This window comes from Sphingobium aquiterrae (assembly GCF_037154135.1).
Lineage (GTDB): Bacteria > Pseudomonadota > Alphaproteobacteria > Sphingomonadales > Sphingomonadaceae > Sphingobium > Sphingobium aquiterrae.
In genome coordinates, this window is the sequence record NZ_JBANFL010000023.1 from 43,640 (window position 1) to 64,422 (window position 20,783).

Here is a 20,783-nt window from a genome sequence, read left to right on the forward strand (position 1 = left end):
ACCCTAAAGCGCCACGCCGCCCGCGGCGAGCACGGCCAGCGTCAGCAATTCGCTGGCGTTGGACGACATCGTCGCCACCTGCACGGACTTTTCCATGCCCACCAGCATCGGCCCGATCACCGAATCGCCGCCCAGCTCGCGCAGCAGCTTGGCCGAGATGTTGGCGGACTGCAGCCCCGGCATCACCAGCACATTGGCCGGGCCGGAAAGGCGGGCGAACGGATAGTTTTTCAGCACGCGCGGGTTGAGCGCGACATCCGGCGCCATTTCGCCCTCAAATTCGAAGTCCACGCCGCGCGCATCGAGAATGGCCACGGCCTCGCGCAGATTCTTCAGCCAGGTGCCCGCCGGATTGCCGAAGGTGGAATAGGAGAGGAAGGCCACGCGCGGCTCATGCCCCATGCGCCGGGCGACGGCCGCCGTGCCTTCGGCGATATCGGCGAGTTCGACCGCATTGGGGCGTTCGTTGACGGTCGTGTCCGCCATGAACACCGTGTGGCTGTGCCCCACCATCACATGGATGCCGAAGGGCGTGCGGCCCGGCGCCTGATCGATCACCCGGCGCACTTCGCGCATCGTCTGCGCATAGGGGCGGGTCACGCCGGAGATCATCGCGTCCGCCTCACCCAGTTTCAGCAGCGCCGCGCCGAAGATGTTGCGGTCCCGGTTCACCATCCGCTCGACATCGCGGCGCAGATAGCCGCGCCGCTGCAGTCGTTCGTAGACGAGGTCGACCATGGCGGGCACCAGCGGCGAATTGACGCTGTTGTGCAGCTCGAAACTCTCGGGATCGGCGACGCCAAGGTCACGCAGCTTGTCGTACACGTCCTGCCGGCCGACCAGCACCGGAATGCCATAGCCGCCGTCACGGAACTGGATAGCAGCGCGCAGCACCACTTCCTCTTCCGCCTCGGCAAAGACCACGCGCTTGGGTTCCGCCTTGGCATTTTCATAGGCAAGGGTGAGGACGGAGGTGGTCGGATTGAGCCGCGCCTTCAGGCTCTGGCGATATTCCGCCATGTCCGCGATCGGCTTTTGCGCCACGCCGCTGTCCATCGCCGCCTGCGCGACGGCGGCCGAAACCACTTCCATCAGGCGCGGGTCGAAGGGCGCGGGAATGATATAGTCCGACCCGAAGCTGTGCGACCGGCCATAGGCATGGGCCACTTCCTCGGGCACCTGCTGGCGTGCGAGTTCGGCGATGGCCTGCGCCGCGGCGATCTTCATGTGCTCGTTGATCGCCGTCGCCCGCACATCCAGCGCGCCGCGGAAGATGAAGGGGAAGCCGAGCACATTGTTGACCTGGTTGGGATAGTCCGACCGGCCGGTGGCGACGATCGCGTCGGGCCGCGCGGCCTTCGCGTCCGGCGGCGTGATTTCCGGGTCGGGATTGGCCATGGCGAAGATGATCGGCTTGGGCGCCATGTCCTTCACCATATGCGGCTGCAGCGCGCCGGCGGAGGACAGGCCCAGGAACACGTCGGCACCCTTCAACGCTTCTTCCAGCGTGCGTGCGTCGGTCTTGGCGGCGTGGGCGGACTTCCACTGGTCGATATTCTCGCGACCCTGATAGATCACGCCCTTGCGGTCGCACATGATGACGCGGTCGGCGGGCGCGCCCATGGCCTTGATCAGTTCCGTGCAGGCGATCGCGGCGGCGCCCGCCCCGTTCACCACCACCGAAATGTCGCGGATGTCGCGCCCGGTGAGGTACAGCGCATTGATGAGCCCCGCCGCGCAGATGATCGCCGTGCCATGCTGGTCGTCATGCATGACCGGGATGTTCATCTTCTCCTTGAGCGCCTGCTCGATGATGAAGCATTCCGGCGCCTTGATATCCTCAAGGTTGATGCCGCCGAAGCTCGGCTCCATCAAGGCGACGGCGTCGATGATCGCCTGCGCATCCTCGGTGTCGAGTTCGATGTCGATCGAATCGACATCGGCAAAGCGCTTGAAGAGCACCGCCTTGCCTTCCATCACCGGCTTGGAGGCGAGCGCGCCCAGATTGCCCAGGCCCAGGATCGCCGTGCCGTTGGAGATGACGGCGACCAGATTGCCCTTGGCGGTATAATCATAGGCGGTCGCGGGATTTGCGGCGATCGCGCGCACGGGCACGGCGACGCCGGGCGAATAGGCGAGGGACAGATCGCGCTGCGTCGCCATCGGCTTCGACGCAATGATCTCGATCTTGCCGGGCCTGCCGGTGGAGTGGAAAAACAGCGCCTCGCGCTCTGAAAATTCCACGCTTTGTTTTTCCGACATGCCTTTTGCCTCCTGCGCTGACGCCGCCAATGCCCTAACGGCATTTCCCGCGCGAGGACAAGCAGCCCGCACGCCTTTTTGTGCGCGCGAATGGATGAACCGCGACAGGGAAGCCCGGCGACCGGCATGTCCCCCTTTGATCTGCGGGCGCCAGCCGCTATCGCACAGGATGCGATGACCAGTTCCCCCCCGTCCCCCACCCGCGCGCCCGACGCGCCCGTAACGCCGATGATGGCGCAATATCTGACGCTCAAGGAAGAGGCGGGCGACAGCCTGCTGTTCTACCGCATGGGCGATTTCTTCGAACTGTTCTTCGACGATGCGAAGGCGGCGGCGGCAACGCTCGACATCGCGCTGACCAGCCGGGGCGAGCATGGCGGCCAGCCCATTCCGATGTGCGGCGTGCCAGTGCACAGCGCGGAGGTCTATCTTGCGCGGCTCATCCGCGCCGGGCATCGCGTCGCCATCGCCGAACAGATCGAAACGCCCGCGCAGGCCAAGGCGCGCGGCGGCAAGGCGCTGGTCGCCCGCGCCATCGTGCGGCATGTGACCGCCGGCACGCTGACCGAGGACAGCCTGCTGGATGCCCGCGCCGACAATATGCTGGTGGCGCTGGCGCGCGCGGGCGCGGGCGACACCATGGAGATCGGCATCGCGGCCGTCGACATCTCGACCGGGCGATTCGAAACGCTCTCGGTGCCCGTGGCGCAGCTTGCCGCCGAGCTGGCCCGGCTGCGCGCGAGCGAGATCGTGATCCCCCATGGCGCCGACATCCCGGCGGAGGGAGGCCATGTCTTCGACCGCGCGGCATTCGACAGCGTGCGCGCCGAAACTAGGCTGAAACAGCATTTCGGCGTCGCGACGCTGGATGGGCTTGGCGGCTTTTCCCGCGCGGAGATCGCGGCGATGGGCGGCCTGATCGCCTATCTCGACCATGCCGGCAAGGGGCGCATGCCGTTCCTCGCCCGGCCGCAGCGCAGCACCACCGGCAGCCATATGGCGATCGACGCGGCGACGCGCGAAAGCCTGGAGATTGTCGAGACCATGGCCGGGCAGCGGGCGGGCAGCCTGCTGGGCTCGGTCGACCGCACATTGACGGCAGCGGGCGCGCGGCTACTGGCGGCAGACCTTTCCGCGCCCTTGCTGGACGAGGGCGCGATCGAGCGGCGGCTTGGCCTGGTCCAGCATCTGCATGACCAGTCCGGCCTGCGGGAGGGGCTGCGCGCCGCGTTGCGTGCGCTGCCCGACATCGGCCGGGCGCTGGGCCGCATCGCCATGGGCCGCGGGTCGCCGCGCGACCTGGGCCAGCTGCGCGATGGCCTCAATGAAGCGCGATTGCTGCGCGAGCGGCTGGGCGCCATCAGCGAACCGCCGCCGCTGCTGACCGCCCTGCTCCCCGCGCTGGACGGCCATGGCGCGCTGGTCGACGCGCTCTCCCGCGCGCTGGTGCCCAGCCCGCCCACCGAAACGGCGAGCGGCGGCTATATCGCCGATGGCTATGACGCCGCGCTGGACGAACTGCGCCGCCTGTCGGGCGATGGCCGCCGCGCCATCGCCGCGCTCGAAGCGCGCTATCGCGAGGAAACCGGCATCGCCAGCCTCAAGATCCGGCACAATGCGGTGCTGGGCTATCATGTCGAGGTGTCGGCCCGGCATGGCGACGCGCTGATGCGCGACGGATCAGGTTTCAGCCATCGCCAGACGCTGGCCGGCGTCGTGCGCTTCAATTCGGTCGACCTGCACGAACAGGCGACGCGCGTGGCGCAGGCCGGCGCCCATGCCCTCGCCGCCGAGGCCGCGCATCTGGAGGAACTGATCGAGGGCGTGCTCGCCCGGCGCGAGGCGATTTCCGCCGCCGCCCATGTGCTCGCCCGGCTGGATGTCGCCGCCGCGCTTGCAGAGCGCGCGGCCGAGGGGGGCTGGTGCCGCCCGCATTTCATGCCCGGCCGGGTGCTGGACATCGCGGCGGGGCGCCATCCGGTGGTGGAAGACGCCGTCGCGAAGCAGGGCGCGGCCTTTGTCGCCAATGATTGCGCGCTGGCGGATGATGACCGGCTGTGGCTGATCACCGGCCCGAATATGGGCGGCAAGTCGACCTTCCTGCGCCAGAATGCGCTGATCGTCATCCTGGCGCAGGCGGGCAGCTTCGTGCCGGCCACCGCCGCCCGGCTTTCGCTGGTGGACCGGCTGTTCAGCCGCGTCGGCGCATCGGACAATCTGGCGCGCGGCCGCTCCACCTTCATGGTCGAGATGGTGGAGACCGCCGCCATCCTCGCGCAGGCAACGCCGCAGAGCTTCGTCATCCTCGACGAGGTCGGGCGCGGCACGTCCACCTATGACGGGCTGGCGCTCGCCTGGGCGGTGGTGGAGGCGGTGCATGGCATGAACCAGTGCCGCTGCCTGTTCGCCACCCATTATCACGAACTCACCCGCCTGGCCGAAAAGCTGGACGCGCTCTCGCTCCACCATGTCCGCGCGCGCGAGTGGAAGGGCGATCTGGTCCTGCTGCACGAATTGTCGGAAGGGCCGGCGGACCGCAGCTATGGCCTTGCCGTCGCACGGCTGGCGGGCGTACCGCCGGCCGTGCTCGCGCGCGCCAAGGATGTGCTGGCGCGGCTGGAAGCGGGCAAGGCGAAGACCGGCGGCATCGCGGCGGGGCTGGACGACTTGCCGCTGTTCGCCGCCGCCGCACCCTTGCCGGAGGTGCGGCGCGACCCCCTGCATGAGGCGATGACCGGCATCGACGTCGATGCGCTCAGCCCCCGCGAGGCGCTGGATATCCTCTATCGCCTCAAGCAGATCGCCAACGCGCATGCGCCCGATTGAGCCCCGGCCCCAACCCCGGCTCAGGCCCCGGCCCAAGCCCCGACAAAACCTCCTGAGAAAGCGTTGGTTTCACGGCGCTTCTGCACCTACATAACGCATCCATGTCCACCATGTTCGACAATCTGAGCAATCGCCGCGCGATCATCGACCGCAGGATTCTCGCCGATCGCATCGCCGCGCTGGCCGAAGTGCATGGATCGAACACGGCGGCGCTGCGCGAAGCGGTGGTCGGCGTGCTGCGCGAAGCGATCGCCGCCGGGCAGGCGGAGGCCGCGAAACGCCTTGCCGCGCGGCCCACGCGCGGGCGCGAGACGGTGTCGGCGCTGGCCTTCCTGATGGATCAGGTGCTGCGCCTGCTCTACGACGCGACCGTCCATTATCTCTACCCCTCCAGCAACCGCTCCACCGGGGAGCGGGTGACGCTGGTCGCGGTCGGCGGCTATGGCCGGGGCGAGATGGCGCCGCACAGCGATGTCGACATCGGCTTCATCACCCCCTGGAAACCGACGGGCTGGACCGAACAGATCATCGAATCGATGCTCTATTCGCTGTGGGACCTGGGGCTGAAGGTCGGCCATTCCAGCCGGTCGATCGACGAAACCATGCGCATGGCGAGGGCCGACCTGACGGTACGCACCGCGCTGCTCGAAGCGCGCTATATCTGGGGCAACCGGCCGCTCTATGAAGAGGTCGCCACCCGTTTCGACGCGGAGGTGATGCAGGGCACGGCGCGCAGCTTCGTCGCCGAAAAGCTGGCGGAGCGCGACGAGCGGCACAAGCGCATGGGCGACAGCCGCTATGTCGTCGAACCCAATGTGAAGGAAGGCAAGGGCGGCCTGCGCGATCTGCACACGCTGTTCTGGATCGGCAAATATGTGAACCGCGTGCGCTCCGTGGCGGAGCTGGTGGACGTGGGGCTGCTGACCCGCAACGAGCTGCGCCAGTTCCAGAAGGCGGAGGATTTCCTGTGGGCGGTGCGCTGCCACCTGCACATGATCACCGGCCGCGCCGAGGATCGGCTGACCTTCGACCTGCAGCTGGAGCTGGCCGCGCGCATGCATTTTCTCGCGCGCGGCGGGCGTTCGTCCGTGGAGCGCTTCATGCGCTATTATTTCCTGAACGCGAAGACGGTGGGCGACCTGACCGCCGTGTTCCTCGCCCATCTGGACGACATCTGGGCCGCGCGCGGCCGCCGCTATATCCCCAGCTTCTTCCGCCGCCCGCGCAAGCTGGACGGCTTCATCCTCGATCGCGGGCGCCTCAGCCTGCCGAGCGACGATTTCTTCCAGAAGGACCCGGTGCGCCTGCTGGAGATCTTTGCGGTCGCGGACCGGCATGGGCTCGCCATCCACCCCACCGCGATGCGCGCGGCCAGCCGCGACGCGGGCCTCATCGACCGCCGCGTCCGTAAGGACCCGCGCGCCAACACCGCCTTTCTCGACGTGCTGACCTCGCCGCGCGACCCGGAAACGGTGCTGCGCTGGATGAACGAGGCGACCGTGTTCGGCCGTTTCATCCCCGATTTCGGTCGCGTCGTGGCGCAGATGCAGTTCGACATGTACCATCATTATACGGTGGACGAGCATACCATCCGCGCCGTCGGCCTGCTCGCGCGGATCGAGAAGGGCGAACTGCCGGACGATCATCCGCTCGCCACCGTCCTGATGGACAAGCTCATTTCCCGCCGGGCGCTCTATGTCGCGGTGCTGCTGCACGACATCGCCAAGGGGCGCAGCGGCGACCACAGCCTGCTGGGCGCGGACGTGGCGCTGAAACTGTGCCCGCGCCTTGGCATGACCGCGGCCGAGACGGAGACCGTGGCCTGGCTGGTGCGTTATCACCTGCTGATGTCGGCCACCGCCTTCAAGCGCGACCTGTCGGACTACAAGACCATCCTCGACTTCATCGAGACGGTGCAGAGCCCCGAGCGCCTGCGCCTGCTGCTGATCCTGACCGTCGTGGACATCCGCGCCGTGGGGCCGGGGGTGTGGAACAGCTGGAAACGGCAGCTGCTGGGCGATCTTTACGAGCAGGCGGAAGAAGTGCTGCGCCTTGGCCACAAGCAGAAGGGGCGCGGCGAGCGGGTCGCCGCCAAGCAGGACACGCTGCGCGCGGCGCTCTCCCTGTCGGACAGCGCCTTTGCCTCGTTGAAGAAGCGCCTGCCCGAATCCTACTGGGTGGCCGAGCCCGAGGATATCCTGGAACAGAATGTCCGCCACATCATGGCCGCGGGCAAGGAGTCCCTAGCGATCGCGGCGGAAGTCTATCCCGAGCGCGGGGCGACGCTCGTCACCGTCTATGCGGCCGACCATCCGGGCCTCTTCTATCGCATTGCCGGCGCGATCCATCTGGCCGGCGGCTCGATCATCGACGCGCGCATCCACACGATGCGCGACGGCATGGCGATCGACAATTTCCTGGTGCAGGACCCGCTGGGCGGCCGCTTCGACAATCCGGATCAGCTCGCCCGCATCAAGCGGATGATCGAGGATGCGCTCGCCAACCGGCACAAGCTCATCACCAAGCTGGAGGCGCGACCGCTGACCCGCACCCGCGCCGAAGCGTTCCAGATCGTGCCCAATGTGCTGATCGACAACAAAGCATCCAACCGCTTCACGGTGATCGAGATCAACGCCCGCGATCGGCCGGCGCTGCTGTTCGCGCTGGCCAATGCGCTGTTCCAGTCGAAGGTGACGGTCCACAGCGCCCATGTCGCCACCTATGGCGAGCGCGCGGTCGACACCTTCTACGTCACCGACCTGCTGGGCGGAAAGATCGAGAGCAAGGCCCGGCTGCAGACGCTGGAACGCCGCCTGCTGGAAGCCGCCGGCGCCACGCCCGAGGAAATGTCGGAGGCCGAGCGGGAGCGGGTGCCGGCATGATGGCGCGGCCGCTCCATGTTTTTGATTTGACGCATTTTCCGCGCCGTCAGCTGATTTCATCTGGCTGGAAAATGCCCTGACATGCGCTCATCGCCCTGCGGCGCGCCTGCCCGCCGGTTTGCTCACCAGGCGCGCGGGACATGGCCGATGCGTTTGGCGACCTCCTGTTCGATATCGTTGAGTTCCGCTTGCGTCAGGATGCCGGCGATGCGCAGCTTGCGCATCAGCTCGTCCACCAGCGCTGCAAGAAAGTGGAGTTCCGCGCGTTCGGAAACGACATCCTCTCCGGCTTCACCCATCATGCCCATCCTTCCTCCCGATCTTTTCAGGACAGCAACGTGCCATGGGCGCAATGGTTCTGATCTCACCATAATGGCGCGATTACAGCCGCAAGGGGATCAGCGGATCTCCAGCGTGCTGCCGGGCGTCAGCATCGGCAGGATGCGCAGCATGTCGTCCCTGGCGACCGCGACACAGCCTTCGGTCGGGCGGCCCTCGACCCAGATATGGAAGAAGATGGCGCTGCCCGCACCGGGCACCGGCGGCGCGTCATTATGGCCGAGGACCACGATGACGTCATAGGCATGATCCTCCCGCTGCAGCGTTTCAGCGGAGGTCGCGCGCGGCAGGATGACCGGGCGGTTATAGGCCGGATCGGCGGGATCGTCCGACCAGCCGTCGTCGGCGCGGGTCCAGCGCCAGGGGGCCTGCGGGCGCACATCGTCCGGCACGCGGCCCGGCCGCAGCAATATGCCGCGCACCGGCCATGTGCCGACCGGCGTGCAGCCATCGCCCTCGCGCTTGGCGCTCGCCGGGCACGCTCCGCCCCTGCCGATGGCGCAGGGGATTTCCATGCCACCGATGGTCAGCCGGCGGGCGGCTATGTCCACCCGGATCAGGCTCATAGCTGATGCCCCGTCCGGTCGCGCTTGGTGACGAGATAATGCTCGTTATGCGGATTGGGCGCAATGGCGAGCGGCAGGCGCTCCGCCACGGAAATGCCGGCCGCCTCCAGCCCCTTCACCTTTTCGGGATTGTTGGTGAGCAGGCGGACGGTGCCGATCCCCAGCAGGTCCAGCATCCGCGCCGCGACCGAAAAGTCGCGCGCATCGATGGCGAAGCCCAGCCGCACATTGGCGTCGACCGTGTCGAACCCCTGATCCTGCAGCGCATAGGCGCGCAGCTTGTTGACAAGGCCGATGCCCCGCCCCTCCTGCCGCAGGTACAACAGCACCCCCCAGCGCGCATCGGCGATCTGGTGCATCGCTTCATGCAGCTGCGGCCCGCAATCGCATTTGAGCGACCCCAGCACGTCGCCGGTCAGGCATTCGCTGTGCAACCGGACGACCGGCGGCGTCCCGTCCCGCTCGCCGATGACGAGGGCGATATGCTCGCGCGGCTCCTCCGGGCTGCGAAAGGCGACGATCTCCGCCCGCTCGCTGACCTCCACGGGCAGGCGCGCACGGGTCGCGATGGCCAGGCGGGCGGCATCGTCATAGGCGGCGACATCCCCGGCCGAAGCCTGCGCCTCCACATCCTCTCCCGCATGCGCGCCCGCGCTGACGAAAAAGGCGGGAAGGATGCCGGCCAGGCGCGCAAGGCGCAGCGCCGCGCGCGCGGCATCGGCCGCTATCAGGTGCCGCGCCACAAAGGGGCCCTTCAGTGGCGAACCAAGGTCGCGCACCGGATCGGCCATCGCCATGGCCACGTCGCGGTCGATCCATGGCGTGCGCGCCACCAGCACCGGCTGCTCCGGGTCGGCGGCGTCGCGCTGGTTGGTCAGCTTCAATGTTTCGGCGCGCGCGGCGGAAATCAGGATATCGGCCGCGCCCGCGGCATCGAAGCCGTCCAGCGTCACCGGACTGGCGCCTTCCACCGCCATCAGCCGCAGCGCGCCGTCGCCCGCCGAAATGCGCACCGGCCAGCCGCGGCGCAGCGCGTCGATGGCGCGCGCGGCGGCACGCGGATCGGCGGCGCCCCCGGTCACGGGCGCAGACCCATCAGAAGGAGAATTCGGTGATGATGGGCACATGGTCGGACGGCCTTGCCCAACCGCGGCACGGCTCCACCACGCGATGGGACGTCGCATTGTCGGCAATGGAGGGGCTGGCCCACATATGGTCGAGCCGGCGGCCCCGATCCGATTCGGACCAGTCGCGCGCGCGATAACTCCACCAGGTGTAGAGCCGCTCCGGCGCGGGGTAGAATTTGCGGCCCAGGTCCACCCAGTCATGCGACGCCTGCAGGCGGTCCAGCAGATCGCATTCGACCTGTGTGTGGCTGACGACGTTCAGCAGCTGCTTGTGGCTCCACACGTCGCATTCCAGCGGCGCGATGTTGAAATCGCCGGTCAGCACGGTCGGCTTGTCGGAAAGGCCGGACGACCATGTGATCATCCGCTCGATGAAATCCAGCTTCTGGCCGAATTTGGGGTTCTCATTGCGGTCGGGGACGTCGCCGCCGGCGGGCACGTAGACATTCTCGACCCGCACGCCATTGTCCAGCCGCACGCCGACATGCCGCGCCTCGCCATTGGCCTGCCAGTCGAGCCGGGCATCCTCGCGCATGGGGATGCGGCTGACGATCGCGACGCCATGGTGCATCGGCTGGCCGTTGAGCACCTGATGATTATAGCCATGCTGGCGGAACAGCCCGGCGGGGAAGGTGTCGTTCACCACCTTGGTTTCCTGCAGGCACAGGATATCGGGGCGCTCCTCCATCAGGAAGCGTTCGACGATATCGAGCCGGGCACGGACGCTGTTGATGTTCCAGGAAGCGATGCTGAGAGTCTGAGACATGGGCATCCCGCTAGGGGGAAATGACCCGTGGCGCAAGGGCGTGAGGGCGATGACATCCACCCGCCACCCGGCCATGTCCAGAGGCGCCGGACGCGAAAGACCCCCGCTCCGGGGGCGTGGAACGGGGGTCTCGACAGCGCCTTGACGCGCTTCGCAACGGGAGCGGGGCCGGGGTAACAGGGGGGAAATCCCCGGAAGCCACTCGCGTTGTGGATTTGTTTCTAGCGACCGGCATATGAGCGGCAGATGAACAAAACCGAATGATTTTCCGCCCATCGCGCGCGCGGCTCGCTTCGCCCGCGATTGCGCGGTTGCCCGGGCGCCGTGCCTCAGCCGCCCGGCCTGCCGCGCGGGCGCGGATCGGTCCAGCGGAAGGCCGAATCGGGCACCGGCACGCCATATTTCAGGTTGGTCAGACGCACCGAAGTCCGGTTGTTCTGGGAATCGAGCGCGACCCAGCCATAAAGTTCCAGCCCCGCCGGCGCACCGGCGCGGCGCTGGAAGATCATGGTGATGGTGCCATATTCGGGCCGCTTGGGGTCGCGCGCCTCGACGCTCAGCACATCGGGATCGCCGGTCTGGACGACGCGGCCGAATTTCGACAGGTCGCGATCGGGATCGAGCAGCGCGCCCAGCGGCGAATTGCCGATCGGCCAGCGCTGCACCTGCCGCACTTCATAGTCGATCATCGTCAGCGCCTTACCGTCGCCCACGATCAGCAGCGGCACGCCCTTCTGATATTGGAACCGGATCTTGCCCGGCTGCTTCAGGGTCAGCTTGCCGGTGACGGTGTTGCCGCCGCGATCCGTCTGGCTGAAATCCGCGGTCATGGTCTGAACCGCGCGGATATAGGCGTTGACCTGCTTCAGCGGGTCTTGCTGCAGTTGCGCCGTGGCGGGCGTGGCGATGCCGGCAAGAATGAAGGGCGCGGCGGCGAGCGCCAACGCCGTGGCCGCGATGATGGGCTTCATGGGATTACGTCTCCGTTTCATGACGGGGCTATGAAAGGCGGGGATTGAACCTGCCGTGAACTTGCCGATTCCGCGAATAGCTGCCTGCCGGGCGATGCCTCATGCCTTGGGTATCATAGGTAAAGAGCGGACGTCCCTTTCTCGTCATGCCCGACGTGATCCGGGCCTATGAACATGAGCGCTGTCCCTGACCTCGACCGTAGCTTCAATGGATGCCGGATCAAGTCCGGCATGACGGCGGTGACTAGGGGGCCGCCATGAATCCAGGCCGACATTGGCGAACCGTCCACCCCCAGCCTCGCGTATCGTGCGGTAAATGTGGATCACCTCTCCCCATTCGCCCCCGGATCAGGTCCGGGGCAAGCTCTGAGCTCGTCGAAGGGCCGTCCTTCTCTTCCGAAGAAAAGGACAAGGCTTCGACAGGCTCAGCCCGAACGGATCAGATTAAACGCACGATGCACTATAGCGGATTGCCCGCCTCATCCCTCAGCACTTCGCGGCGGCCGACATGGTTGGGCGCGCCGACAAGCCCCTCTTCCTCCATCCGCTCGATGAGGCGCGCGGCGCTGTTGTAGCCGACGCGCAGCTGGCGCTGCAGCCAGCTGGTCGACGCCTTCTGGTTTTCGAACACCAGCTGGCACGCCTTGCGATACAGCTGCGCATCCGGGCTGTCGTCGCCCAGGTCGACGCCGTCGAGCGCGAAGCTGCCCTCTTCCGGCTCCTCGGTGACGGCGGAGATATAATCGGGCTTGCCCTGTTCGCGCCAGTGATCGGCGACCGCGCGCACCTCGTCGTCCGACACGAACGGGCCATGCACGCGGGTCAGCTGCTTGCCGCCCGCCATGTAGAGCATGTCGCCCTTGCCCAGCAGCTGCTCGGCGCCCTGCTCGCCCAATATGGTGCGGCTGTCGATCTTGGACGTGACGAAGAAGCTGATGCGGGTCGGCAGGTTCGCCTTGATGACGCCGGTGATGACGTCGACCGAGGGGCGCTGCGTCGCCAGGATCAGGTGGATGCCCGCCGCGCGCGCCTTTTGCGCCAAGCGCTGGATCAGGAATTCCACTTCCTTGCCCGCCGTCATCATCAGGTCGGCCAGCTCGTCCACCACCACCACGATCTGCGGCAGCGGATGGAAATCCAGCTGCTCTTCCTCATAGATCGGCTGGCGCGTTTCCGGGTCGTAGCCGGTCTGCACGCGACGACCGAGCGGCTTGCCCTTCGCCTTCGCGGCGCGGACCTTCTCGTTATAATTGGCAAGGTTGCGCACGGAGATGGATGCCATCATGCGATAGCGGTCCTCCATCTGCTCCACCGCCCATTTCAATGCACGAATGGCCTTTTGCGGTTCCGTCACCACCGGCGAGAGCAGGTGCGGGATGTCGTCATAGATGCTCAGTTCCAGCATCTTGGGGTCGATCATGATGAGGCGCAACTGATCGGGCGTCATGCGGTAGAGCAGCGACAGGATCATGCAGTTGAGGCCGACGGACTTGCCCGACCCGGTCGTACCCGCGATCAGCAGATGCGGCATCGGCGCAAGATCGGCGATGATCGGCTCGCCCGAGATATTCTTGCCCAGGATGATCGGCAGCTGCGCATCCTGCGCGAACTGCTCGCTGGTAATCATCTCGCGCAGCACCACGGCTTCGCGCTTCGCATTGGGCAGCTCGATGCCGATGACGGTGCGGCCGGGGATGGTCGCGACGCGCGCCGAAAGCGCCGACATGTTGCGGGCGATATCGTCGGCCAGCGCGATGACGCGGCTCGCCTTGATGCCCGGCGCGGGCTCCAACTCGTACATGGTGACGACCGGGCCGGGGCGCACCTCGGTGATGTGGCCCTTCACATGGAAATCGTCGAGCACGCTTTCCAGCAGGCGGGCATTGCGTTCCAGCCCGGCCTTGTCGATCTTCCCGCCCTGCGACGGCGGCACCGGCGAAAGCAGGTCGGGCGAGGGCAGCGAGCTGTGGCCGAACAGGTCGTCCTGCCGCGATACCGGCGCCATCTCCCGCTGGGCGGGCGCGGGCTTGGGCGTCTGGATGGTGATCGGCGGCTTGGGCTGGTTGGAAACGGCCCGGCGCGGGCTCACCTCCCGTTCCTCGATCACTTCCTCGCCCGCCGCCGTCAGGGTGCGGCGCGGCAGGGTGAAATTGGGCAGGCGCGGCGTGGAGAACCGCGGCGCTGTCAGGCGGAAGAGCGGCTTTTCCAGCGCCAGGCTGCGATAGGCGAGCCAGACGCCGGCGATGAAGGTCATGACCACCAGCGCGGCGACGATCCACCACTGCACCAAATCGGACGCGGCGGAGGACAGGCTGACGATCCCCCGCGCCGTCACCAGCGCGACGATGCCGCCCCAGCCGGCGGGCAGCGCGACCAGTGGATCGCTCTGGATCAGCGACAGCGCGATGCCGATAAGGACGATGCCGGCAAGGCATTTGCCGACCTGCCCCTGCCATCCGCGCATGTCCTGATCGCCCCACAGCCGGCGGGCGCACACCAGCATCAGCGGCAGCAGCAACGCGACCGGCACGCCCAGCAGCCACAGCAGCGCATCGGCCAAATAGGCGCCCGGCGTGCGCATCAGATTCTGCGCGGCCCCGCCCGACACGGTGTTCATCGACGGATCGCTCGGCGCATAGCTCAGCAGCGCGAGCGTCAGGAAGAGCGCGCCCAGCACGAGCGCGATCGCGCCGATCAGCGCGCCACTGCGGATCAGGCTGCGCTTCAGCATGGCGCGCCATTCCGGCGTGTGCTTCTGTGCCCGGCTTGCCGCCATGACGTCCCCATGTCCCCTAAATGTTCCCGTGCGGCACAATCCCCCATGCGGGAGTCTGCGTCAAGAGTCCGGCCCGGAACGCCCGCTCGGGACGTCGGTTTTCCCGCGAGTCCCGGGTCGCCCAATGCTCCTGTCCGGCGCAAGATCGCCCTAATCCTTGGGCTTTCGCGGCTTTTTCGGGCGTACCGGGGCACGCATGCCAGCCTCCAGCGCCAATGCCGTCCAATGGCGCATCGCTTCCGCGTCGTCATAGACATCGTCGGGCGCGCGGCGATAATTCATGCTGCCGGTGCGCCCCTCGCCCATGCTGTAGGTGAAGCGCGGGCAGCCGGCTTCGTCCCAGACGGCGTCGCTCTCTCCATCCGCCTTGAACCACAGCATGTCGTCGGCGACGATCGCGAAGATGGTGCCATTCAGATAGAGCGTCGCCCCGCCCATCATGTTGCGATGGCTGAGCGTGCCCATCGGCTCCAGCGCCTCTGCCACCCAGTCGATCAGGCCCCGGTCGATACTCATATGCCCATCCTCATGCGCCAATGCTCATGCGCCAATGCTCATGTGGCGGCCAGCGTCGCCAGCGCCGCGCCATCGACGCGCATCACCGTCCATTCGTCCATCGGCCGGGCACCGAGCGCCTTGTAGAAGGCGATGGACGGCGCGTTCCAGTCGAGCACCCACCATTCCAGCCGGGCGCAGCCGCGCTCCACCGCCAGCGCGGCAAGCCTTGCAAGAAGCGCCTTCCCTGCTCCCAGCCCACGCGCCTCCGGGTTCACATAAAGATCTTCGAGATAAAGGCCCGGCTTCCCCTCGAAGGTCGAGAAATTGTGGAAGAACAGCGCGAAGCCGATGGGGGCGCCGTCATGCTCGGCGATCAGCACCTCCGCCATCGGCCGGGGGCCGAAGAGATGCCCGGCAAGCACGTCGCGATCGGTCCGCACCTCAGAGCTAAGCTTTTCATAGTCCGCGAGCGCCCGGATGAAGCCCAGGATGATGTCGATATCGTCGGGAGCGGCAAAACGGATGGAAAGGGTCATGCGATGCTTGTCTCCACATGGGCAGCGATTGCGGGCCGGGCGCGCGCCGCGACCAGGCATCCGCACACGATCAGCCCGGCGCCGATCACCGTCGCGACCGTCAACCGCTCGCCAAAGGCCAGCCAGCCCATGATCGCGGCCCAGATAAAGGCGGTATATTCCACCGGGATCAGATAATTGGCCGGCGCGCGGGCATAGGCCCAGCTGAGACAGGTGAGCGAGGTGAAGGCGAGCGCGGCGGCCATGGCCACCATCGGCAGATGCGCGACCTGCGGCACGATGGCGAGGAACGGCGCGGCGCAGGCGAATATGGCGAGCATCACGAGATGCTGGAAAAAGGCGACCTCCACCGGCGAGGCGACATCGGCCTGCTGCTTCTGCAGGATGAGGTTCCAGGCGAACAGCACCGCCGAAAGCAGCACCGCGCCGACGCCCAGCAGCGCGCCAGGATCATAGCTGCCCCGCATCCGCGCCGAGAGGATCACGGCCACACCGGCAAGGCCGAGCACCGAAGCGAGGATCGCCGCCCGCCCCACCTGTTCCTTCAGCAGCAGCGCGGCGAGGAACAGCGCGATCAACGGCGCGACGAAGGACAACGCAATCGCTTCGGCCAGCGGCAGACGGGTGAGCGCGGTAAAGAAGAAGAACGCCATGAAGGCCACCACCACCCCACGGATCAGGTGCAGCCGCAGCGCAACGCCGCCCGGCCAGGGCAGCCGCAGCGCCACCATCGCCCCCGCCCCTATCACCGTGCCCGCCAGCGCTCGCCACAGCAACGCATTATAAACGCCGATGGCGAGCGAGAGCCCCTTCATCGCCGCATCCATCACCGAGAACAGCGCAACGCCCGCACAACAGACGGTGAAGACAAGGGCGAGCGGCGGCGCGGAGGGCGCGTTTCCGGGAGGGATCGACATTCAGCTTACAAGCGCGAGGATTGTGTTCCTGCGAAGGCAGGAACCCAGGGCCCGGAAACGCCCAGCCATCCCGGGCTCCTGCCTTCGCGGGAACACAAAAAACGAGCCTGTGCCTTGGGCTGAATGTCGATCCGTCCTAGGCATGGGGGTCGTGATCCGGGCGCTTTGGAACGCTACCAGCCGGCTATTCGGCCGCGACGGGCTGGCTTGCGGCCGCGGCGGCCGTCGCCGCATCGATCTCCGCCGCCTTCGCTTCCACCAGCTTCACGATATGTTCGATCATGTCGGCATCCTGCACGGTATGATCGGTGACACCCGACAGATAGACCATATGCTTGCCCGCCCCGCCGCCGGTGATGCCGATATCTGTCTCGCGCGCCTCGCCCGGCCCATTGACCACGCAGCCAAGCACGGAAAGCGACAGCGGCGTCGAGATATGCTGCAACCGTTCCTCCAGCGCCTGCACGGTGCGGATGACGTCGAAACCCTGCCGCGCGCAGCTGGGGCAGGAGATCACCTTCACCCCGCGCGTGCGGATGCCCAGCGATTTCAATATGTCATAGCCGACCCGCACTTCCTCTTCCGGCTCGGCGGAGAGCGAGACGCGGATGGTGTCGCCAATGCCCGCCCACAGCAGGTTGCCGATGCCGATGGCGCTCTTCACCGTGCCGCCGATCAGGCCGCCCGCCTCGGTGATGCCCAGATGCAGCGGGCAATCCACCGCTTCGGCCAGCTGCATATAGGCGGCCACGGCCAGGAACACGTCGCTCGCCTTCACCGCGACCTTATAGTCGTGGAAATCCTGATCCTGCAGCAGCTTGATATGGTCGAGCGCGCTTTCCACCAGCGCCTCCGGGCAGGGTTCGCCATATTTTTCCAGCAGGTCGCGCTCCAGGCTGCCGCCATTCACGCCGATGCGGATCGCGCAGCCATTGGCCTTGGCCGCGTCCACCACTTCCTTGACCCGCGCCTCGCTGCCGATATTGCCGGGGTTGATGCGCAGGCACGCCGCGCCGGCATCCGCCGCTTCCAGCGCGCGCTTGTAATGGAAATGGATGTCCGCGACGATCGGCACGCGGGCCGCGCGCACGATCTGCTTGAGCGCCGCCGTCGAGTCCTCGTCCGGGCAGGACACGCGGATGATGTCCACGCCCGCCTCCTCGCACCGGCGGATCTGCTCGATCGTCGCCTTCGCGTCCGACGTGGGCGTGTTGGTCATCGTCTGCACGGTGACGGGCGCGTCCCCGCCCACGGGCACATTGCCCACCATGATCTGGCGGCTCTGCCGCCGGGATATGTCGCGCCAGGGGCGCAGGCCAGGATTATGATCGGACATGGCGACGCATATAGCCGCATCGCCGCCCGTTTAGAAGCGCATGACGGCCGTTCGGGGCAGAACGGCCAATCAATGCACACAAAGCGCTTTTTCCATGGCCGTCACGCGCCGGCCATCTTATTGAGGCAGGATACCCCCAAGGATCATCCATGTCGCAAAAGTCCATCGTCACCCACAGCTTCGTCGCGCCCCGCCCCTCCGGAACATCGGGCTGGACGCTGCTGATCCATGGCGGCGCCGGGTCCATGCGGCGCGGGAAGATGACGGAGGAAGAGGACAGCGCCGCGCGCGCCGGGCTCGACCATGCGCTGGCGGCGGGCATCGCGCTGCTGGAAGCCGGGGGCAGCGCGCTGGATGCGGTGGAAGCCGCCGTGCGCGTGCTGGAGGACGACCCGGCCTTCAACGCCGGCCGTGGCTCCGTCTTCACCCATGAAGGCCGCAACGAGCTGGACGCCGCGATCATGGACGGGGCGGATCGCGCGGCGGGCGCCGTCACCGGCGTCACCACCACGCGCAATCCCGTCAGCCTCGCACGCACCGTCATGACCCACAGCCCGCATGTGCTGCTAAGCGGCGTGGGCGCCGACCGGTTCGCCCGCGAACAGGGGCAGGAACAGGTCGATCCCGCCTGGTTCGCAATCCCCGAACGCCGCCGGCAGCTGGAGGAATTGCTGGCGCGGCCGGAGGGCGCCTTCGACGTCGACATGAAATATGGCACGGTGGGCGCGGTGGCGCTCGACAGCCATGGCCATGTCGCCGCCGCCACCTCGACCGGCGGGCTGACCGCCAAGCGCTGGGGCCGGATCGGCGATTCGCCGCTGATCGGCGCGGGCACCTATGCCGACGACCGGGCGGGTGCCATTTCCGCCACCGGCTCTGGCGAATATTTCATCCGCACCGCCGCCGCCCATGAAATCTGCGCCCGCGCGCGCATGCTGGGCGAGCCGCTGAACGTCGCGGCCGAAGCGGTGTTCGCCGAAATCGTGCCGATGGGCGGCACCGGCGGCGTCATCCTTGCCGGCCCCGATGGCGAGGCCGCATGGCTGTTCAGCACGCCGGGCATGTATCGCGGCGTCGCCACAAGTGCGGGCGAACGCCGCGTCGCGATCTATGGGGATGAGGCGTGAGCCATCCCCACCCTTCTGCCGAAACCGGAACCGTCATGACCCGATTGCCGCTGAAATTGCTCCCCCTCCTCGCCCTGCTCGCCGCTTTCATGCCCACGCCGGCGCTCGCATGGTGGGAATATGGGCATGAAACCATCGCGCAGATCGCGCAGGCCAATGTGACGCCGCGCACCCGCGCCGCCATCGCCGCGCTGCTGCGCCATGCGCCGGACATGGCAACGCCCACCTGCCCGCTCAAGACCATCGAGAATGCCAGCGTCTGGCCCGATTGCATCAAGGAACTGAAGGATCGCTTCAGCTATCAATATAACTGGCATTATCAGAATGTGGATATCTGCAAGCCCTTCGACCTGAAGGCCGCCTGCCCGGACGGCAACTGCGTCTCGGCCCAGATCGACCGCAACGCCCGGCTTCTCAAGGACAGGACATTGCCCGCACGCGAGCGGCTTATGGCGCTGGCCTTCCTCGTCCATTTCGTCGGCGACCTGCACCAGCCGCTGCATGCGGGCGACAATGGCGACCTGGGCGGCAACCGGGTGAAGGCCGATTACGGCATCGTGCAGAACAACCGGCTGAACCTGCACAGCATCTGGGACGGCTATCTGGCCGAACGCGGCATTTCCGCCCCGCCCTCCCTCGTCCGCCATTATTCCGCCGAAGAGAAGACCGCGATGGGTGGTGGCACGACGGAGGACTGGAGCCGGGAAAGCTGGGCCCTCTCGCGCGACATGGCCTATGCCCCGGTACGCAATGGCGAACCCTGCCGCGCAGACAAGACGACGCGCGGCACGTTGAGCGAGCAGGAGATCGAGGCACTGGTGCCGGTAGTCCGCCAGCAGATGGAACGCGGCGGCCTGCGCCTGGCGCGCCTGCTGGACGAGGCGCTGGACTGAAACCCATGCGATGCTGCGTGTGGGCAGAGCCTGAAAAGCCTTGCCCGCCGACATGGCGTGCCGGACGTAAACGCAGCATTCCCCGCGACAAAATCGTCGCGCCTGCATGTGCAGATGTGGAAAACTGGAGCGGGCGAAGGGATTCGAACCCTCGACCCCAACCTTGGCAAAATTGCTTAGCGCCAATCCGTACATATCCGACTCTACGATTTTCTACGCTTAATCATATAGTTGGTTGATTTCCGTCGCCGACAATAGCATACCCGTATCCACAACTTTCCGGTCGGCGTGGTGGCTAGGTGGTGTCTGATCGGTCGCAACCTTGGATGCAACCTATGGCAAAACGTAGCACCACAGCATTGACGAATCGACTCTGCAACGACGCGGGGAAGCGGCCCCGCCGCTATCATCTCTGGGACAGTGATCTGCCCGGCTTCGGCCTGCGGGTCGAGCCGAGCGGGACCAAGACCTTCATAGCGAAGTACCGCGGGAATGGCGGGGGTCGCCAGGCTGAGCAGAAGGTGGTGACGATTGGCCGCCATGGTCCGCTCACCCCAGAGCTTGCTCGCCGGAAGGCAAAAGTCATTCTCGGCGGCGTCGCGGTCGGCGAGGATCCTGCGTCCGACGTGAAGGAGCAGCGGCGTCAGATGAAGATGGCAGCGCTGGTCGACCTCTACGAGAGGGAGGGCTGCTACATTCAACGGGGAAAGCGTCAGGGCTTTCCTATGAAGGAGCGTACGAAGGCCTACACGATCGCCCGCTTACGGCATCACGTAGTGCCGCTTTTGGGGCGCCGTGTGGCTGGCGAGGTCACTGCAGGTGAGATCGAGCGCTTCTTCAAGGATGTTACCGAAGGCAAGACGGCCAAACAGGAAAAGCTGGGGCTGTGGATCGGCGTGCAAAAAGGACCCCGTTAGCGGGGTGATCGGCGTCTAAAAGGGACCCCTCATTTCGATGGTTT

16 protein-coding genes are annotated in these 20,783 nt (G+C 66.7%); 5 read left to right on the forward strand and 11 right to left on the reverse strand.

All coding sequences use genetic code 11. From position 1 onward, the window contains the following. Positions 1-3: 3 nt before the first annotated feature. A complete protein-coding gene (locus WFP78_RS20035) occupies positions 4-2,262 on the reverse strand; it encodes an NADP-dependent malic enzyme (protein ID WP_336966138.1) in 2,259 nt (752 codons plus the stop codon). Positions 2,263-2,436: 174 nt separating this feature from the next. Here WFP78_RS20035 and mutS point away from each other — a divergent pair, with 174 nt between their 5' ends. Beyond that, positions 2,437-5,088, forward strand: a complete 2,652-nt coding sequence (gene mutS, locus WFP78_RS20040; protein ID WP_336966139.1) for a DNA mismatch repair protein MutS — start codon at positions 2,437-2,439, stop codon at positions 5,086-5,088. A gap of 101 nt (positions 5,089-5,189) precedes the next feature. After that, positions 5,190-7,970: a [protein-PII] uridylyltransferase gene (locus WFP78_RS20045; protein ID WP_336966140.1), complete on the forward strand. Its 2,781-nt coding sequence runs from the start codon at positions 5,190-5,192 to the stop codon at positions 7,968-7,970. A gap of 122 nt (positions 7,971-8,092) precedes the next feature. On the opposite strand, the gene WFP78_RS20050 is transcribed toward WFP78_RS20045, so the two are convergent. The 10 genes from WFP78_RS20050 to ispG form a co-directional block, all read right to left on the reverse strand. Next, on the reverse strand, positions 8,093-8,269 hold the full coding sequence (locus WFP78_RS20050) for a hypothetical protein (protein WP_336966141.1): 177 nt from the start codon (positions 8,267-8,269) through the stop codon (positions 8,093-8,095). A gap of 99 nt (positions 8,270-8,368) precedes the next feature. Then, complete coding sequence (locus WFP78_RS20055) at positions 8,369-8,875, reverse strand: L,D-transpeptidase family protein (protein ID WP_336966144.1); 507 nt, start codon at positions 8,873-8,875, stop codon at positions 8,369-8,371. Beyond that, on the reverse strand, positions 8,872-9,957 hold the full coding sequence (gene ribA / locus WFP78_RS20060; protein WP_419723010.1) for a GTP cyclohydrolase II: 1,086 nt from the start codon (positions 9,955-9,957) through the stop codon (positions 8,872-8,874). The genes WFP78_RS20055 and ribA overlap by 4 nt, the downstream gene beginning before the upstream one ends. A gap of 13 nt (positions 9,958-9,970) precedes the next feature. Further along, entirely contained in the window at positions 9,971-10,768 is a 798-nt protein-coding gene (xth, locus tag WFP78_RS20065; protein ID WP_336966148.1) for an exodeoxyribonuclease III, read from the reverse strand. Between the two features lie 329 nt (positions 10,769-11,097). Further along, positions 11,098-11,739: a LolA family protein gene (locus tag WFP78_RS20070; protein ID WP_336966151.1), complete on the reverse strand. Its 642-nt coding sequence runs from the start codon at positions 11,737-11,739 to the stop codon at positions 11,098-11,100. 460 nt (positions 11,740-12,199) lie between these two features. Further along, positions 12,200-14,515: a DNA translocase FtsK gene (locus WFP78_RS20075; protein ID WP_336966152.1), complete on the reverse strand. Its 2,316-nt coding sequence runs from the start codon at positions 14,513-14,515 to the stop codon at positions 12,200-12,202. A gap of 150 nt (positions 14,516-14,665) precedes the next feature. After that, entirely contained in the window at positions 14,666-15,031 is a 366-nt protein-coding gene (locus WFP78_RS20080; RefSeq protein ID WP_336966153.1) for a TfoX/Sxy family protein, read from the reverse strand. Between the two features lie 38 nt (positions 15,032-15,069). Next, positions 15,070-15,549: a GNAT family N-acetyltransferase gene (locus tag WFP78_RS20085; RefSeq protein ID WP_336966155.1), complete on the reverse strand. Its 480-nt coding sequence runs from the start codon at positions 15,547-15,549 to the stop codon at positions 15,070-15,072. Then, a complete protein-coding gene (locus WFP78_RS20090; RefSeq protein ID WP_336966157.1) occupies positions 15,546-16,466 on the reverse strand; it encodes a DMT family transporter in 921 nt (306 codons plus the stop codon). The genes WFP78_RS20085 and WFP78_RS20090 overlap by 4 nt, the downstream gene beginning before the upstream one ends. 184 nt (positions 16,467-16,650) lie before the next feature. Beyond that, positions 16,651-17,802 carry a flavodoxin-dependent (E)-4-hydroxy-3-methylbut-2-enyl-diphosphate synthase gene (gene ispG, locus WFP78_RS20095; RefSeq protein ID WP_336966158.1) on the reverse strand — a complete coding sequence of 384 codons (1,152 nt, stop codon included), beginning with the start codon at positions 17,800-17,802 and terminating at the stop codon, positions 16,651-16,653. A 149-nt stretch (positions 17,803-17,951) separates the two neighbouring features. Between ispG and WFP78_RS20100 the strand changes: the two genes are divergently transcribed. From WFP78_RS20100 to WFP78_RS20110, 3 genes are all read left to right on the forward strand, one after another. Continuing rightward, positions 17,952-18,929 carry an isoaspartyl peptidase/L-asparaginase family protein gene (locus tag WFP78_RS20100; protein ID WP_336966160.1) on the forward strand — a complete coding sequence of 326 codons (978 nt, stop codon included), beginning with the start codon at positions 17,952-17,954 and terminating at the stop codon, positions 18,927-18,929. Between the two features lie 35 nt (positions 18,930-18,964). Further along, on the forward strand, positions 18,965-19,822 hold the full coding sequence (locus WFP78_RS20105; protein ID WP_336966164.1) for a S1/P1 nuclease: 858 nt from the start codon (positions 18,965-18,967) through the stop codon (positions 19,820-19,822). A gap of 335 nt (positions 19,823-20,157) precedes the next feature. Continuing rightward, complete coding sequence (locus tag WFP78_RS20110) at positions 20,158-20,739, forward strand: Arm DNA-binding domain-containing protein (protein WP_336966161.1); 582 nt, start codon at positions 20,158-20,160, stop codon at positions 20,737-20,739. Positions 20,740-20,783 lie beyond the last annotated feature (44 nt).